The sequence below is a fragment of the Nonomuraea sp. NPDC048892 genome, assembly GCF_040649735.1.
GTDB classification, from domain to species: Bacteria; Actinomycetota; Actinomycetes; order Streptosporangiales; family Streptosporangiaceae; genus Nonomuraea; species Nonomuraea maheshkhaliensis.
Genome location: NZ_JBEZFZ010000003.1, coordinates 606,868 through 622,980 on the forward strand (window position 1 = coordinate 606,868; position 16,113 = coordinate 622,980).

13 protein-coding genes and 1 pseudogene are annotated in these 16,113 nt (G+C 71.3%); 7 read left to right on the plus strand and 7 right to left on the minus strand.

All coding sequences use genetic code 11. The features are described 5' to 3' along the window. Positions 1-74 precede the first annotated feature (74 nt). Genes AB0C28_RS12460 through AB0C28_RS12470 form a run of 3 tightly spaced genes read left to right on the plus strand, consistent with a single transcriptional unit; the run spans position 75 to position 3,844 of the window. Positions 75-836 (plus strand): hypothetical protein, encoded by a 762-nt coding sequence (locus AB0C28_RS12460; RefSeq protein WP_357843791.1) that lies wholly within the window; start codon positions 75-77, stop codon positions 834-836. After that, positions 833-2,008, plus strand: coding sequence for an NAD(P)/FAD-dependent oxidoreductase (locus AB0C28_RS12465; RefSeq protein WP_346114540.1), 1,176 nt, complete (start codon positions 833-835; stop codon positions 2,006-2,008). Before AB0C28_RS12460 ends, AB0C28_RS12465 begins: the two co-directional genes overlap by 4 nt. Positions 2,009-2,059: 51 nt before the next feature. Then, on the plus strand, positions 2,060-3,844 hold the full coding sequence (locus AB0C28_RS12470; protein ID WP_358074079.1) for a hypothetical protein: 1,785 nt from the start codon (positions 2,060-2,062) through the stop codon (positions 3,842-3,844). A gap of 65 nt (positions 3,845-3,909) precedes the next feature. Here AB0C28_RS12470 and AB0C28_RS12475 read toward each other — a convergent pair whose 3' ends face one another. Then, positions 3,910-5,832: a Xaa-Pro dipeptidyl-peptidase gene (locus tag AB0C28_RS12475; RefSeq protein WP_358074082.1), complete on the minus strand. Its 1,923-nt coding sequence runs from the start codon at positions 5,830-5,832 to the stop codon at positions 3,910-3,912. 212 nt (positions 5,833-6,044) lie between these two features. Here AB0C28_RS12475 and AB0C28_RS12480 point away from each other — a divergent pair, with 212 nt between their 5' ends. The 3 genes and pseudogenes from AB0C28_RS12480 (at position 6,045) to AB0C28_RS12490 (ending at position 7,587) form a co-directional block, all read left to right on the plus strand. Continuing rightward, positions 6,045-6,704, plus strand: coding sequence for a FadR/GntR family transcriptional regulator (locus tag AB0C28_RS12480; RefSeq protein ID WP_357843781.1), 660 nt, complete (start codon positions 6,045-6,047; stop codon positions 6,702-6,704). Between the two features lie 120 nt (positions 6,705-6,824). Further along, positions 6,825-7,169, plus strand: a pseudogene (locus tag AB0C28_RS12485) (hypothetical protein); the annotation flags it as partial. 46 nt (positions 7,170-7,215) lie between these two features. Further along, positions 7,216-7,587 carry a DNA-processing protein DprA gene (locus tag AB0C28_RS12490; RefSeq protein ID WP_358074420.1) on the plus strand — a complete coding sequence of 124 codons (372 nt, stop codon included), beginning with the start codon at positions 7,216-7,218 and terminating at the stop codon, positions 7,585-7,587. A gap of 55 nt (positions 7,588-7,642) precedes the next feature. On the opposite strand, the gene AB0C28_RS12495 is transcribed toward AB0C28_RS12490, so the two are convergent. Beyond that, positions 7,643-8,374: a hypothetical protein gene (locus tag AB0C28_RS12495; RefSeq protein WP_358074085.1), complete on the minus strand. Its 732-nt coding sequence runs from the start codon at positions 8,372-8,374 to the stop codon at positions 7,643-7,645. A 205-nt stretch (positions 8,375-8,579) separates the two neighbouring features. On the opposite strand from AB0C28_RS12495, the gene AB0C28_RS12500 reads away from it, so the two are divergent. Continuing rightward, positions 8,580-8,825, plus strand: a complete 246-nt coding sequence (locus tag AB0C28_RS12500) for a hypothetical protein (protein ID WP_357843775.1) — start codon at positions 8,580-8,582, stop codon at positions 8,823-8,825. Positions 8,826-8,945: 120 nt separating this feature from the next. On the opposite strand, the gene AB0C28_RS12505 is transcribed toward AB0C28_RS12500, so the two are convergent. From AB0C28_RS12505 to AB0C28_RS12525, 5 genes are all read right to left on the minus strand, one after another. Beyond that, positions 8,946-9,467: a nuclear transport factor 2 family protein gene (locus AB0C28_RS12505; protein WP_346114546.1), complete on the minus strand. Its 522-nt coding sequence runs from the start codon at positions 9,465-9,467 to the stop codon at positions 8,946-8,948. Between the two features lie 457 nt (positions 9,468-9,924). Beyond that, positions 9,925-10,287: a nitrite reductase small subunit NirD gene (nirD, locus tag AB0C28_RS12510; protein ID WP_358074088.1), complete on the minus strand. Its 363-nt coding sequence runs from the start codon at positions 10,285-10,287 to the stop codon at positions 9,925-9,927. After that, complete coding sequence (nirB, locus tag AB0C28_RS12515; RefSeq protein WP_357843766.1) at positions 10,284-12,713, minus strand: nitrite reductase large subunit NirB; 2,430 nt, start codon at positions 12,711-12,713, stop codon at positions 10,284-10,286. The genes nirD and nirB overlap by 4 nt, the downstream gene beginning before the upstream one ends. Further along, positions 12,710-14,104, minus strand: a complete 1,395-nt coding sequence (locus AB0C28_RS12520) for an FAD-dependent oxidoreductase (protein WP_357843763.1) — start codon at positions 14,102-14,104, stop codon at positions 12,710-12,712. Before AB0C28_RS12520 ends, nirB begins: the two co-directional genes overlap by 4 nt. Continuing rightward, positions 14,101-16,113 (minus strand): molybdopterin-dependent oxidoreductase, encoded by a 2,013-nt coding sequence (locus tag AB0C28_RS12525; protein WP_358074091.1) that lies wholly within the window; start codon positions 16,111-16,113, stop codon positions 14,101-14,103. Before AB0C28_RS12525 ends, AB0C28_RS12520 begins: the two co-directional genes overlap by 4 nt.

Consider the following 16,113-nt stretch of genomic DNA (forward strand, 5'->3'; position numbering starts at 1 on the left):
CTTCCAGCTCTGCTCGTCTTCCAGCACTGCTCGCCTTCCCAGCACCGCTCGCCTTCCCGCACAGGAGGACATCCATGCGCACCCGTCCGGGGCATCCCGTGAGCCGCGGCAGGGTCGGCGTCGTCGTGGCGCCGGCGAACCCGTCAGCGGAACCCGAGCTGACCCGCCTGCTCGGCTCGCGTGCGGACATGCACGTCGCCCGCTTCCCCGTACGGCCAGGGCTGCCCATGGCAGACCGGCTCGAAAGCTACAACGCGGACCTGCCCTCCATGGTCAACGCCTTCGACGGCCTGCGGCTGGACGCGATGGTCATGGCCTGCAGCGAGCCTCGATATCTGCTCGGCCCCGACGGGGACAAGGAGCAGTGCGACCGGCTGACAGCGGCGACCGGGGTGCCGTTCGCCTCGGCCACGCTGGCCACGCGCGAGGCGATGGAACACGTGATGGTCCACGACATCGTGCTGATCTCACCGCATGAGCCGTGGGTGACGGAGCTGGCCGAACGGTTCTGGAAGACGGCCGGCATGAACGTCACCCAGATCGTCCAGGTACGTGCTCGCGAGGGCTACTCCTCCTACGCGGTCACCCCCGACGAACTGATCACCCAGGTCGAGCTGGCGGAACCGCCGCCCGACGCGGCGCTGCTGTTCACCGGCACAGGACTGGGCACGCTGTCCGTGCTCGGCCCGCTGGCCGACGGCAACGACAGGACCCTGCTCACCTCCAACCTCTGCACCGCCTGGTGGGCGCTGTCCCACGCGGTCGGCCGGCACGTGAAGCTCAGCCGGGTGCCCTACCGCCGTCCCATGGCTTCGCAGGGGAGGCGCACGGCATGAACGGCGTCATCGTGGCCGGAGCCGGTCCCGCCGGGCTGACGGCCGCGCTCTCCCTGGCCAGGGCCGGGATCCCGGTCACCGTGCTGGAGCGGGAGAACGAACTGCCCAGGCAGGCGCGCGCGTGCACGTTTCACCCCGCCACACTCGACCTGCTCGACTCCTTGGGCGTGGCCTCCCGGCTCGTGGCCGGCGGGCGCGTCGTGGACCGGGTGCAGTGGCGCGACCGGTCCGGGATCGTGCTCGCCGAGATGGGCATGAACCGGCTGGACGGCCTGACCCGGCATCCGTTCAGGATCCACGCCGACCAGTCCGCGCTCACCGCGCTGCTGCTGGAGGCGCTGAACGTCTACCCGGACGTGGACGTGCGGTTCGGCACCCAGGTGGACGGCGTCGCCGAGGGCGGCACAGGGATCCGGGTCCGCGTCGGCCACACCTGGACGCGGGCCCGGTACATGATCGCCGCCGACGGCGCCCACAGCACCGTGCGCGGCTCGCTGGGGCTGTCCTTTCCCCGCTCCACCTGTCCCACGCAGGCGCTGCGAGTGTTCACCGACTCGCCGCTCGACCGGCTGCTGCCGAGCCTGGCGCCGCTGACGTACGTACGGGACGTGCAGCAGTCGTGCACCCTGCTCGGGCTGCCCGACCACTGGCGGATCATCTTCAAGATCCCCTGCGAGGCGCACGAGCCGCTGTCGCCGTCGAACCTGTCCCTGCTGGTCCGCCGGGCCCTGCCGGGCGCCAGCGAGCCGATCAGGGTGACCGGCGCCGACCGGTTCGGGCTGTCGAGGGGGGTGCTGACCTCGTACCGGTGCGGGCGGGTGCTGTTCGTGGGCGACGCCGCGCACCTGACGTCCACGATCGGCGGGCTGAACATGAACGCCGGCATCCACGACGCCGCCGAGGCCGCCCAGGTCATCGCGGCCGTGATCGGCGGCTACGCGCAGCCCGCCGCGCTGGAGGCGTGGGCCTGGCGGCGCCGCTCGGTGCTGCTGCACCGGGTGGTCCCGCGCGGCGAGACGCGGCTGGCGGGCGTGCGCGAGCACGACAGCGCCAGGCTCGCGGCGGCCATGGCCGGGCTGCGGGCCATCGCCGGCGATCCCGACGCCACCCGCGCGTACCTGGCGCAGGCGTCACTGCTGGACATCGCGCCGAAACCGGCCGGGAGGACCTGACGACCGAGAGCACGCACCAGTCCGCGTACCGATAGGAGGAGGTGACACCGGATGTGGCGAACCCTGTCCGACGACGCCCGCCAGGCCATCCGAGACCTGTGCGACAAGCACGGAGCCCGCCTCTACGACTACTGCCGCACCGAGCTCGCCGCCGGCGACGCCGAGCAGGCGGTGGCGGGCGCCGTCATGACGGCGCACCTGTACGCGGACCGGGTGGTCGATCCGGCCCTGCGCCGGCCCTGGCTGTACGCGGTGGCCAGGGCACACCGGGCGGTCGTGGCCAAACCGGCCAGCATCGGCTCGTGGTCGCGTCCAGGCCGCATGTCGGAGCTGCTGCCCGAGGCGCTGCTGTCCCTGGATCGGCCGCAGCGCGAGCTGCTCGACCTGTCCGTACGGCACGGCCTGGCCGACCCCGAGCTGAGCGCGCTCTTCGAGCTGCCCGAGGCCGAGGTGCGCGCCATCGTCGAGCGGGCCGCGGCCGGCCTGGAGGAGTGGTTCGCCGCGATCGTCGCGGCGCGCTCCCGCGACGGCTGCCCCGACCTGACGGCACGGGTGGGCGAGTGGGTCACGGCCCCCGGCCGGCGGGCCAGGGCCAGGATCGGCCGCCACATCCAGTCCTGCGCGACCTGCCGGGCCGCGCCCAGGACCATGACGGCGGCGGCACTGCTGCGCCGCCTGCCGATCGCGGCACTGCCCGGCACACTGCCCAACCGGCTGGCGTCAGCGCAGCCTCTGCCCGGCGAGGGGCCACTCTGGCGGGCCGACGGCTTTCCTGTGCAGGCCCGCACACTGGTCGAGACCGGCTCCTCGTCGCCGGCTCCACCGGTCGCTGAGGTCACGCCACCTACCCCGGTCGCCGACCCCACGGCGGCGACCCAGGGAAAGCCCTGGTCGGCGGCGGGCGCGGCCGCCGCCGACCAGGAGCACCCCATCGCACCCGCCGTGCGCGGGCGGCATCCGTTCACGCCGCCGAGCCGTACCAGGGCCTTCCGCGGCGGCGCGAACGGCGACAAGCTCGTCTACTCCTCCGTCGTCAAGGGCGAGAGCAACGGTGTGCACCACGACGACAGCGTGGTCATCCGCTACGGCGGCATCACCTTGTCCGGCGCGGAACGGCTGACGGGCGGCGGGGGCGCGGGGAACGACCCCGGGCAATGGCAGGAGTACTGGCGGGACAAGCCCGAGGACGACGATCCCGATCAGGGCACGCCGATCAGGGCCGTGGCCAGGCTGGGGCTGATCCTCGGCGTGGGCCTGCTGGCGGCGGGCCTGATCTGGGCCGTCATGAACGCCCGCGAGCACCCGGCCACGCTCACCAAGGCCGCGGCGCAGACGAGCGTGCTGCTGGAGGAGCCCTCGCGGTGGGTGGCCGAGGTCACCACGGGCAACGCGGCCGGCGGCTCGCAGGAGAGCACCGCCGGGTCGGCGCTGAAGGCGGTGCCCAGGAAGTCCGCGCTGCCCAGGCCGGATCCGCCGGCGGCCCGGCTGTCGCCGGCGTCGGTGTCGCTGGGGCAGGGGCGTACCGGGTCGTTCGCGCTGGCGTGCACCGGCCGGTGCGAGATCGTGTCGGCCTCGGGCACGGACGGCATCGCCGTGTCGGGGAACCGGTTCCGGATCAAGGAGACGGCCGGGGCGCGCTGCGAGGACGAGTCCGTCGTACGACGCGGGGAGATCGTGGTCAGGTGGGCGGGCAGGACCACCGGGGACGGCCGCCACACCGGCGGGACCACCGCCGGTGGGGGCACGCTGCGCCTGAAGGTGTCCTGGACGGTCGAGCGGGGTGACGGCGTGCTGACGCTCGACGCCCGCGACGGGACCCACTGGCGCGACTGCTGAGGCGGGCCACTTGGGCAGGGGCTTGTGACAGCCCCTGCCCCGCGCCGGTGTTTTGCGCCGGCGTTTTAGAAGAAGTGGAACCCGGGCTCAGGCTCGGGCAGGTCCAGCTTCTCCGGCCCGCGGAACCTGGAGGTGTCCTTGGGCACGTCGGGCAGCGGCGTGCCGAGCACGAACGGCACGGTCACGCTGCTCCTGGCCAGATCGACGGTGACGTTCGCCCCGGTGCCGGTCTCGGAGCTGTACGTCGAGTCGGTGCCGGCCACCACCAGGCCGATCCTGTGGCCCTTCTTGAAGGTGTAGTCCTGCGGCAGGGTCAGCCACTTGACGGTCCCGTACGTGCCAGGAGGCAGCGGCTTGCCCTGGCTGAGCGAGTCGCGGTTGCGCACGTCGATCCAGCCGCGGGCGACGATCTCCAGCGGGCGGGTGGCCACGTTGGTGACGACCTTGCGGTAGCAGGCGTCGTCGTCCGCGGTGCTCTCGCCGTGGCAGTCCTCCTCGGTGAGCGTGGTGATGCCCTGGCCGCGGCGCCAGTCGACGCGGGTGTCGTCGCCGAAGTCCACCAGGAGCGCGGTCAGGTTGGAGGCCGGCTTGTCCAGCTTGACCCGCAGGTCGGCGGTGGGCGTGCCGGACAGACGCAGGCTCAGCGGCAGCTCACCGGTGGTGAACGCCACCCGCCCCGGGTGCGGCTGGCCCACCTCGGCCACCATGTCGGTCTCGCTCATGGCGACGTCGGTGAACGTGGCAGTGCTGTTCCTGGCGGCGGGGCGCAGGCCGAGCGAGCCGTCGGCCGAGGGCCGGAGCGACGCCTTGAGCGCGTACGGGGCCGGCCAGTCGCGCTGCGTGATCCACTGCGCCGGGCCGATCTCGACGTCCGCGCGCGGCTCGTTCGTGATGCCGTTGCGCACGCCGTGCAGCCAGCGGTCGAACCAGCGGTGCAGCGTGTCCACCCACAGGTCCCTGCGGCCCTCGAAGTCGAACGGGTCCACGTGCTGGGTCTGGCCGACCCAGATCTTGCGCGGCACGTTCCTGTCTGCCAGGGCCTTCCACCAGGTGGAGAAGTTGTCGGGCTTGACGTTGAGGTCGTTGACCGTGTGGATGACGAAGACGCTGGCCCTGACCTTGGAGACGTCGCCGAGCAGGCCCTTGATGTAGTCGCGCTCGGCCCAGAACCCGTTGTAGTCGCCGGTGTCGTCGCCGTCCTCGGCGTCCATCTTGTCGCGTACCGGCCGGCACTTGTCCTCGGGGTCGGTGTCGACGTAGTTCGCCAGCCAGGAGGCGTAGTCGTAGTTGTAGATGACGCCGTTGGAGCGCTGGTACTTGTACCAGGAGCTGATCGCCGAGATGGGGACGATCGTCTCCAGGCCCCTGACGCCGGTGGCGGCGACCGCGTTGGCGAGGGTGCCGTCGTACGACTTGCCGATCATGGCGGACTTGCCGGTGGTCCAGTCGGCCACGGCCGGGGTGCCGTCCGGCTTGAAGGCCTTGGCGCGGCCGTTCAGCCAGTCGATGACGGCCTTGCCGCCCAGTACGTCGGCCTTGCCGCCGATGTCGGGGCAGCCCTCGGACCTGGTGGTGCCGAGCATGTCGACGTTGAGGACGGCGTAGCCGCGAGGGACGAAGTAGTTGTCATAGAAGAGCGGAAATTTCGTGACATTTCCGGCGGCGTCGTAGACCTTCCGCTCGCCTTCGTTGCCACGACCCGAGTTGTCGTAGTACGGGCTCTCGTCGATGATCACCGGCACCCTGAGCCTGGGGCCGGACTCCTTGGGCCGGATGATGTCCACCCTGACCTTGTCGAGATTGCCGTCGAGGTCGCTGTCGACGGTCGACTCGACGTACACGTGCTCGCGGACGGCGTCCGCGTAGGAAAAAACGGGCTGTGTCCGGCCGTTCTTGACGGTGATCGCGGGAGCGGCGGCGGCCTGGGCCGGCGTCGCTATCGCGAGGGTGAGCGCGACGGCGAACAGGGCCGGGCGTAATTGTGACACGCGTGACCTCCGTGAGGGTGTGCTGGAGCCAGAACGCAATCTCTCAGACGGTCTGACACGTGGCAAGAGGGCCCAGTCGTGAACGCAGTAGTGAGGGCGGTGGAGAAACCCACCCACGAGCCCAGCCATGGGCGCGATGAAGATCCGAGCCGCCGGGCCCGCTCAGGAAGCGTCTAGGGTGGATGTCCGATCAGCCGTTGAGGAGAGGGTGCATGCGTAACGTCGCTCGGACCTCGCTCGTGGACGCCGCCATCGCCGAACTCCGCAGGGAGATCGCCGAAGGGGTGTGGCCGGTCGGCACCAAGATCCCCTCCGAGAGCCGGCTCGCGGAGAGCCTGGGCATGAGCAGGCTGTCGGTACGCGAGGCTGTGCGGGTCCTCGCCCACGCGGGCCTGCTGCACACCCGGCAGGGCGACGGCACCTACGTGACGGCGACCGACGAGTCCCAGGTCGCGCTGCGCCGCCGCCTCGACACCGCCGCCGCCATGGACATCATCGACGTCCGGCGCGGCCTCGACCTCGTCGCCGCCCGGCTGGCGGCCGGCCGCCGCACGGAGGCCGACCTGACCGCGATGCGCCAGGCCCTGTCCCGCAGAGACGCGGCCGGCCGCGCGGGCGACCTCGACGGCTTCGCCGACGCGGACGTGGACTTCCACCTGCTGGTGGCGGACGCGGCCCACAACGCCCTGCTCGGGGACCTCTACCGGAGCATGAGCGACGCGCTGCGCGACAGCGTACGAGACCAGGAGCAGGCGGCCCTGGAGCCCGACCCCTCCCACGAGGCCCTGCTACGCGCGATCGAGGCCGGCGACCCGGCCCAGGCGGTCGCCGTCTCCATCGCGATCCTGGACCAACAGGAACGCGACCTCTGACCCCTCCGGTTGCGTTCCCGGCACCCGGACGACACGCCACCATAGGCACAAACGTTCGACGCCCTGACTGACGTGACGACGACCGGGACACTACGCTGCGAGGATGAGCAGGTGGTGAGGATGAGCAGGTGGTACGGCAGGGAACGCGCCGCGCTGGTGGCGCTGCTTCGGCGTACCACCACCGAGAAAGGCGAACGTGAGTCCGTGCGGCGGCTCGCCGACGAGACATCGCCCGTGGTCTTGCTGCGCGAACGGCTGGGACCTGACGACCTGTTCTCCGATCCGGTGGAGGAGGCGATCGCCCAGGCGCGGGAGGACATCGCCTCCTGGGAACGAGACGGCATCCAGGTCATCGCCTTGGGAGACGAACGTTATCCGCAGCGGTTGCGCGACGTGTTCGATCGCCCCGCCCTGCTGTTCGCCCGGGGGACGCTCCTCGACGAGGACGACGGCGTCGCCGTGGTCGGTTCCCGGGCGGTCCTCGTCAGAAGGCCGGTCGCTGGCGTCCCAGCTGGCCACCCGACTCGCCGAACGCGGTCTCACGGTGGTCTCGGGCCTGGCGGCCGGCGTCGACACGGCGGCCCACCAGGCGGCACTCCGTGCGGGTGGCCGGACGGTGGCCGTCATCGGCACCGGGATCCGCAGACACTTTCCTCCTGAGAACCGCGACCTTCATCGTGAGGTAGCCGAGCGTGGGGCCATGCTCTCGCCGGAGCCGCGGAGGTCACCGTCGTGGTCATCGCGCGCCGCATCCGTACGGACAATCCAGGGATCGCCGGTGGAAGCATCCCTTCGGCAGGTTCTCGCCGATCGCGAATACTCCGTGGACATCTGTCCGGTCACCGGAGGCGAATGCCGGCAGCCGGGGCCGCCCCATCGGTGAACCGGGATGCGCCCGGATGGGTGCTGCTCGGGGCGCATCCCGGTCGTTCGGGTGGTCAGCCGGGGATGGCGATGGTGTCCGCCTGATCGTTGAGTGGTGGGTCGGGGTCTGGGTTCGGGCGGCGACGGAGGAGATACGGGAGGCGCAGAGCGGTCAGTGCCAGCAGGGCGCCGGCGGACGCGGCGAGGAGCAGGGTCCAGGTGGGGACTGTGCTGCTTTCGCCACTGGACGGGGTCGTGGCGGGTTTCTGGGCGGGTTTCTGGGCGGGTACGGCGGCCGGGGCGTCGCCGAACAGCGGGGCCGGGGGGCGGATCGTGTCCCAGTACTTGTCGGCCTCGGCGCCCAGGTTGGCCACCAGGTCCTTCGGTACGGGGTTGATGCGCAGGGAGCCGGGGACCGTCAGGGTGCCCACCTCGTACGGCTGGAACGGGCCCTGGACGGCCTCCACCTTCCACGTGCCCTCCGCCAGCGCCACGGCCGTCGCGTAGTGCGCGGCCTCGGGCAGGGCCTTTCCGTCGAAGGTCACGCTGGTGCCGTCGGAGCCGGTGAAGCGGAGGGCCACGGGGTTCATGGCTCCCTGGTACGGGTGCGTGCCGTGTTGCAGCACCCAGAAGCCCAGCGTGTACGACTCACCGCCCTCGAAGCGGGCCGGGGACGGATCCAGGTACGTCACCGCCCAGCCACCGGAAGCCGAGGCCGGGACGCCTCCACCGGTCGAAGCCGCGGCCGGGACGCCCGCGACGGCCAGTGCCGTCACCAGGGCCAGTGCCATCAGTGCCCTTCTCATGGGGACCACCTCCGGTCTGCATACACCGCAGGCCGCCCCGAGGTTCCCGCCCCGCCCGGGAAAGCCGTCCCGCGGAACGGCCCGACGCCCGACTCCCAACGCCCAACGCCCAACGCCCAAAAGGAAAGTGCGCTATTTCCCGATAGGGCGCGCACAATGGAAAGAGAAAGGCGAGAATTCGGCGAGGAGCGAGGAGGCTTGCGCCGTGCCCGCCGCCGGACGCGAATATCTGACCGCGATGCTCGACGTGCTCGTCTACGAGAACCTCTTGGTCGCCTGGCGCAGGATGCCGCTCGGCGGGTACATGATCGTCTCGCACGAGGGCGAGGAGATCAGGCTGACGGCGCAGCAGGCGGACATGTGGACACGCGGCGCCTTCGCCGTCTACCTGGCGCTGGTGGATCAGCGCCGCATCCGCCCCCGCATCCCCGGCGACACCGCCCCGAATTGATCCCCCGCCACACCGCCAAAAAACTGCCCGTTCCGCGGCCCGCGTGCCCTATCTTGTAATGCCGATTTCCGACCGGACGATATACCCCGGGTCAGGCAAAGCCGTTTTTCCGCGCGCGCGTCAGGACGCCTGGTTGTTCATGAACTGCGAGATCTTCCACTCCTCGCCGTCCTTACTGAGCAGGAACAGCTCCCGGTAGTCGTCGTCGCCCTGCTTGCTGGTCGAGCGGACGAAGGCGTCCTGGTCGCCGGCCGTACGCGACTGGTCGATCGTGTGCGTGGCCTGCTTCATGTCCTGCGAGCCCTGCAGCTTCTGGAACAGGGCGCGGATGGCCTGGCTGCCCTCCGCCGTGGCCTGCCCGTCCACCGCGACCACCGCGTCGTCGGCGAAGGAGCTGACGACCTGGTCGAGGTTGCCCGACTTGAGGGCGTTGAAGTAGCCCTGGACGGCCGACTCGGCCTGGCTGCCGCCGGCGGTGTCGGACGGCGAAGCGGTGCCGGGCGACATCGAGTCCATGTCGGTGGGCGTGCCGGGGCTGGCCGCCCCCTTCATCGCCTGGGTGTTCGCGGAACAGCCCGCGATCAGGAGTGCGGGCACGACAGCGGCCAGCAGGAGTGCCCTGCGCTGAGAAATCTTGGTCATGGCCGCTTGATGCCCCCGCCGGTCGGCGGCGAATGCGCGGTTTAGGCACTTCGCACAGCCTCTTTACCGGGTCCGGGTATTACTCACGGTAACGCTTCACCGGAATTGGAGAGACCGGTCAGTGCCGCGATCGTTGCCACCTTGATACCCAGTGGGCATGGCAGCGCCGATACCGTCCATTCAGTGCCGCGAATCCAGGCGAATCCTGAGCCTCTCCCCCAGCGCGAAGACGCCGAACGTTGTGACAACGTCGAGTCGGGACGGCGCTGCGTGCTTCCAGCGGCTCACCGCAGCGCACATGTCTACCCCCCGGTAGAGGTGGGCGCCGTGGAGACCAGAGCCTAGCCCGCCGCCCGCACCCGCTGCAGCAGAACGCAGACGCCGGGTGGCGCCAGGACCGTCGTCACGGCCCCGGCGCCACCCGGCGTCCCCTTCTCAAGTTCTCCGGCGCGTCTCCCTAGACGCCGGCCTCCACGAGTACGCCGGCCTCCACGAGTTGACGCACGGTGACCTCGACGTGCCCGCCCTCCGCCCGCACGGCGTAGACCGGCACCGACACGCTCTCGTCATCGAGGCAACGCCCGGTCACGAGCGAGAACACCTGCTTGTGCAGCGGCGAGGCGACCGTCGGCTCGCCGCGCCTGGTGCCGACGATGCCGCGCGAGAGCACGTACGCCCCGCTGAACGGGTCGAGGTTGGACAGCGCGTACAGGTCGCCCTCGTAGGTACGGAAGATCGCCACCTGGACGCCGTCCACCAGGGCGCAGACGCCGCGTTCCGGCAGCAGGGCGTCGTAGGCGCAGATCGGGGTCCAGTTCATGGGGCCATCACCGGCTTGATCTGGCCGCGCTCGCTGCCGAACACGATCGACGGGTCGGGCACGCCGGGGGCGTTGACGAAGCTGACGAACCGGCTGAGCTTCTCCGGGTCGTCGAGCGTGGCCTGCCATTCGTCGGCGTACGTGGCGATGTGGTGGTCCATCTGCGCGTCCAGGTCGGCGCAGATGCCGAGCGAATCGTTCATGATCACCTCACGGAGGTAGTCGAGGCCGCCGTCCAGCGACTCGAGCCAGGTGGCCGTGCGTTGCAGCCGGTCCGCGGTGCGGATGTAGAACATGAGGAACCGGTCGATGGTCCTGATCAGTTCGTCGGTGGTCAGGTCGGTGGCGAGCAGGTCGGCGTGGCGGGGCTTGAAGCCGCCGTTGCCGCCGACGTACAGGTTCCAGCCCTGCTCGGTGGCGATGATGCCGAAGTCCTTCGAACGGGCCTCGGCGCATTCGCGGGCGCAGCCGGAGACGGCCGACTTCAGCTTGTGCGGCGAGCGCAGGCCGCGGTAGCGCAGCTCCAGCGCGATGGCCATGCCCACGGAGTCCTGGACGCCGTAGCGGCACCAGGTCGAGCCCACGCAGGACTTCACCGTACGCAGCGCCTTGCCGTACGCGTGCCCCGACTCGAACCCGGCGTCGACCAGCCGCCGCCAGATCTCCGGCAGCTGCTCGACCCTGGCGCCGAACAGGTCGATGCGCTGCCCGCCGGTGATCTTGGTGTAGAGGCCGAAGTCGCGGGCCACCTCGCCGATCACGATCAGCTTGTCCGGCGTGATCTCGCCGCCGGGGATGCGCGGGACGACCGAGTACGTGCCGTTCTTCTGGATGTTGGCGAGGAAGGCGTCGTTGGTGTCCTGGAGCGCGGCCCGCTCCCCCTCCAGCACGTGCCCGTTGTGCAGCGAGGCCAGGATCGAGGCCACGGCCGGCTTGCAGATGTCGCAGCCGCGGCCCTGCCCGTGCTGATTGATGAGCTCGGAGAAGGTGGTGATGCCGCGCACCCGTACGATGTCGAACAGCTCGGCCCGCGAGTACGTGAAGTGCTCGCACAGCGCCTTGCTGACCTCGACGCCCGACTTCTCCAGCAGCTGCTTGAGCATCGGCACGCAGCTGCCGCAGGTCGTCCCGGCCCGCGTGCACGACTTGATGCCGGGCACGTCGGTGACGCCCTTGTCGGCGATGGCCGAGCGGATGTCGCCCGCGCACACGTTGTTGCACGAGCAGACCTGCGCCTCGTCCGGCAGGTCGAGGCTCGCGCCGGCCCCGCTGAACAGCAGGTCGGACGGCGCGGCGGGCAGTTCCTTGCCGACGAACGGCCGCAGCGAGGTGTACGGCGATGCGTCGCCCACGCAAATGCCGCCGAGCAGCGTCCGCGCGTCGTCGCTGATGAACAGCTTCTTGTACACGCCGCCCACCGGGTCCATGTAGGTGACGTCGAGCGCCCCCTCCATCGCCCCGAACTGGGCCACCTCCACGCCCAGCAGCTTGAGCTTGGTGGACAGGTCGGCGCCCTCGAACGCCGCGGAGCCGCCCATGATCCGGTCGGCGGCCACCTCGGCCATCGTGTTGCAGGGCCCGACGAGCCCGTAGACCATGCCGCCGGACAGCGCGCACTCGCCGACCGCGTAGATGGCGGGGTCGGAGGTCCGCATGGCGGAGTCGACCACGATGCCGCCGCGCGGGCCGACGTCGAGCCCGGACGACCTGGCCAGCTCGTCGCGCGGCCTGATCCCGGCCGAGAACACGACGACCTGCGCCTCCACCAGGGTTCCGTCCGGCTTGCGCAGCCCGGTGACCCGGCCCTCCTCGTCGGCGACGACCTCCTGCACGCCCGCCCCGGCGTGCACGCTGAGCCCGAGCCCCTCGATGTGCGACTTGAGCACCGAGCCGCCGCCCTCGTCCACCTGGCGCGGCATGAGCCAGGGGCTCATCTCGACGATGTGCGCCTTGAGCCCGAGCGCCCGCAGCGCGTCGGCGGCCTCGAGGCCGAGCAGGCCGCCGCCGACGACGACGCCCTCCACGGCGTCCTTGGCGGCCACCCTGATCGCGTCGAGGTCCTCGATCGTGCGGTAGACGAACGCGTGCTCGGCGCCCGGCACCGGCGGCACGAACGGCGCGGAGCCGGTCGCCAGCACGAGCACGTCGTAGGGCTCGGCGCCGCCGTCGGCCATGAGCACCTGGCGGGCGTCCCTGTCGATGCCGGTGACGCGGGTGTTCAGCCTGGTCACGACGCCCGCGGGCACCTCGTAGGTGAGGTCTTCGACGGTGGTGCCCGACAGGTAGGAGGTCAGCGCCACCCGGTCGTAGGCGGGGCGCGGCTCCTCACCGATCACGGTCACGGTACCGGCGAAGCCCCTGCTCGTGAGCGTCTCGACGAGCCGGTGAGCGGTCGGGCCGTACCCGACGACGACGATCCTGTTCACACGGAGATCCCTTCCTGCTCGCACAGCCAGCCGACGATGCCCTCCACGGCGTCGCGGCAGGTACCGCATCCGGTCGTGGCCCTGGTCGCGGCCGCCACTCCGGCCACGTCCCGCGCCCCGGCCTCCCAGCACGCCCTGATCTGGCCCTTGGTCACGTTGTTGCACCGGCAGATCGTGGCCGCGTCGGGCATGAGCGTCGGACTGTCGGTCACGGGCGCCGACGACAGCCCGGGGAACAGCAGCCCGGCCCGGTCTCCCGGTACAGGACCGCCACGGTCGAAGAGCTGGGTGAGCGTGCCGACGGCGTCGCTCTCGCCCAGCAGGATCGCGCCGACCAGGCGGCCGTCGCGGATGACGAGCTTGCGGTAGGTGCCGCGGGCCCGGTGGCTGAAGCGCACCACCTCGGCGTGCTCCTCGCCGAGGTGCGTCTCGCCCATCGCGGCCAGCTCGACGCTCTTGGCCTTGAGCCGGGTGACCAGCCGGGAGCCCCGGTAGCGGGCCTTGCCGCCGGTGATGACCTCGGCGGCCACCACGGCCTGCTCCCAGGCGGGGGCGACCAGGCCGTACACGGTGCCGTCGTGCTCGGCGCACTCGCCGATGGCGAAGATCGACGGGTCGTCGGTACGCATCTCGTCGTCCACGACGACGCCGCGCCGCACCTCCAGCCCGGCGTCGGCGGCCTGCTTGGTCACGGGACGAACGCCGCAGGCGAGCACGACCAGGTCTGCCTCGACCAGCTCGCCGTCGTCGAGCCTGACGCCGCTCTCCTCCACCCCGGAGGCGCTGACGCCGGTACGGATCCGCACGCCGAGCCCGGCCAGCGTCTCCTCCAGCACCACGCCGGCCTCGCTGTCGAGCTGGCGTTCCATGAGGTGGTCGGCCAGGTGCAGGAGCGTGACGGGCAGGCCGCGCCCGGCCAGGCCGCGGGCGGCCTCGATGCCGAGCAGGCCGCCGCCGACGACTACGGCCCCGCGGGCGTGCTCGGCCGCCTCCATGATCCGCTCGCAGTCCTCCAGCGTGCGGAACGGGATCGCCCGCTCCACGCCGGGGATCGGCGGCACGATAGCGTAGCTGCCGGTGGCCAGGACCAGCAGGTCGTACGGCTCGCGCCGCCCGTCCTCGGTCACGACGTGCCTGGTCTCCCTGTCGATGTGAGCAACCGCGCTGCCGAAGGCGGCCGTCACGTCGTGGGCGTCGTACCAGGCGGGGTCGACCAGCCGGACCTGCTCCGGCCTTGAGCTGCCTGCCAGCACGTTCGACAGCAGAATGCGGTTGTAGGGCCGGCACGTCTCCGCGCCGAACACGGTGATCTTCATGTGCGGGTCACGGGCGCGTACCTCGCTGATCAGCCGTGACCCGGCCATCCCGTTGCCCACGACGACGAGCCTCATGAGTCCCTCTCCACCCTGACGGCGCTGACCTTGAACTCCGGCATCCTCGACGTCGGGTCCAGGGCCGGATTGGTGAGCCGGTTGGCGCCCTCCCAGTGGAAGGGCATGAACACGGTGTCCCTCCTGATCGCGTCGGTGATCCTGGCCACGGCCTTGGCCTCGCCGCGCCTGCTGGTGACGCGCACGACGTCGCCCGGGCCGATGTCGAGCTGCTCGGCCAGGTCGGGGTGCAGCTCGACGTACGGCTCGGGCGCGGCCTGGACGAGCGGGGCGATCCTGCGGGTCTGCGCGCCGCTCTGGTAGTGGGCCAGCACCCGGCCGGTGCTCAGGTAGAGGGGGTAGTCCCCGTCGATCTCCTCGGCCGGCGGCCGGTGCTGGACGGGTACGAAGTTGGCCCGGCCGTCCGGAGTTGCGAAGGAGTCGAGGAAGGGCCTTGGCGTACCCGGGTGATCGGGGTCAGGACAGGGCCAGAAGACGCCGGTCTCGGCCGTGATGCGCTCGTACGTGATGCCGGAGTAGTCGGCCGGGCCGCCGGCGCTGGCGCGGCGCAGCTCGTCGAAGACCTGGACCGGCTCGGTCTCGAAGGAGTGGCCGAGCCGTTCAGCGAGGGCGGCGATGACGTCCAGGTCGCTCCTGACGCCCTCCGGCGGGGCGACCGCCTTCTGTCGCAGCAGGACGCGGCCCTCCAGGTTCGTCATGGTGCCGTCCTCCTCGGCCCACTGGGTCACGGGGAAGACCACGTCGGCCAGCGCCGCGGTCTCCGACATGACGAAGTCGCAGGTCACCAGCAGGTCGAGGGCGGCGATGCGTTCGGCCACGTGTTCGGAGGCCGGCGCGGAGATGATCGGGTTCGAGCCGAACAGCAGCAGCGCGCGCGGCCCCTCCCTGGTGCCGAGCGCGTCGAGCAGCGCGTACGCCGACCGCCCAGGCCCCGGGATGTCTTCGGGATCGATCCCCCAGACCCCGGCCACGTGCGCCCTGGCGGCCGGATCGTCGATCTTGCGGTAGCCGGGGAGCTGGTCGGCCTTCTGCCCGTGCTCCCTGCCGCCCTGCCCGTTGCCCTGCCCGGTCACGCACCCGTACCCGGAGCCGTGCCGGCCGGGCAGCCCGAGCGCGAGGGCCAGGTTGATGTACGCGGTGACGGTGTCGGTGCCCTTGGCGTGCTGCTCGGCACCACGCCCGGTCAGGATGTACGCCTTGTCCACCGCCGCCATGGCCCTGACAGCCTGCCGCATCTGGTGCACGGGCACGCCGGTGATCCGCTCGACCCGCTCGGGCCACCAGGCGGACAGCGAGGTGCGCACCTCCTCGAACCCGGTGGTCCTGGCGGCGACGTACGCCTCGTCCACGAGGTCGTCGGCGGCGGCCAGGTGCAGCAGGCCCAGGGCCAGCGCCAGGTCGGTGCCGGGGGCGGGCTGGAGGTGCAGCCAGGCCAGCTTGGCGGTCTGGGTGCGGCGCGGGTCGATCACGATCACCCGCGGGCCCGTCACGTGGCGGACGAAGGGCGGCATGGTCTCGGCGATGTTCGCCCCGGCCAGCAGCACGACGTCGGCCTCGGCCAGGTCGGTGATCGGGAACGGCATGCCCCGGTCCATGCCGAACGCCCTGATGGAGGCGGCGGCGGCCGAGGACATGCAGAACCGGCCGTTGTAGTCGATCTGGCTGGTGCCGAGCGCGACCCGGGCGAACTTGCCCAGCGAGTACGCCTTCTCGTTCGTCAGCCCGCCCCCGCCGAACACGGCCACGGCGTCGGGGCCGTGTTCGGCGCGGATGGCGGACAGCCGGTCCGCCACATAGTCGAGCGCGACGTCCCAGGCCACGGGCTCGCCGTGGAGGAGGGGCGTGGTCAGGCGCTCGCCGTTGGTGAGCAGTTCGCCCGCCGTCCATCCCTTCTGGCACAGCGCGCCCGAGGCGTTGGCGGGAATGTCGGTCCTGGGGGTGATGACCACCCCCGGGCCGATCTCCATGCCGCACTGCAGCGCGCAGTACGGGCAGTGGGTCGCCGTCAC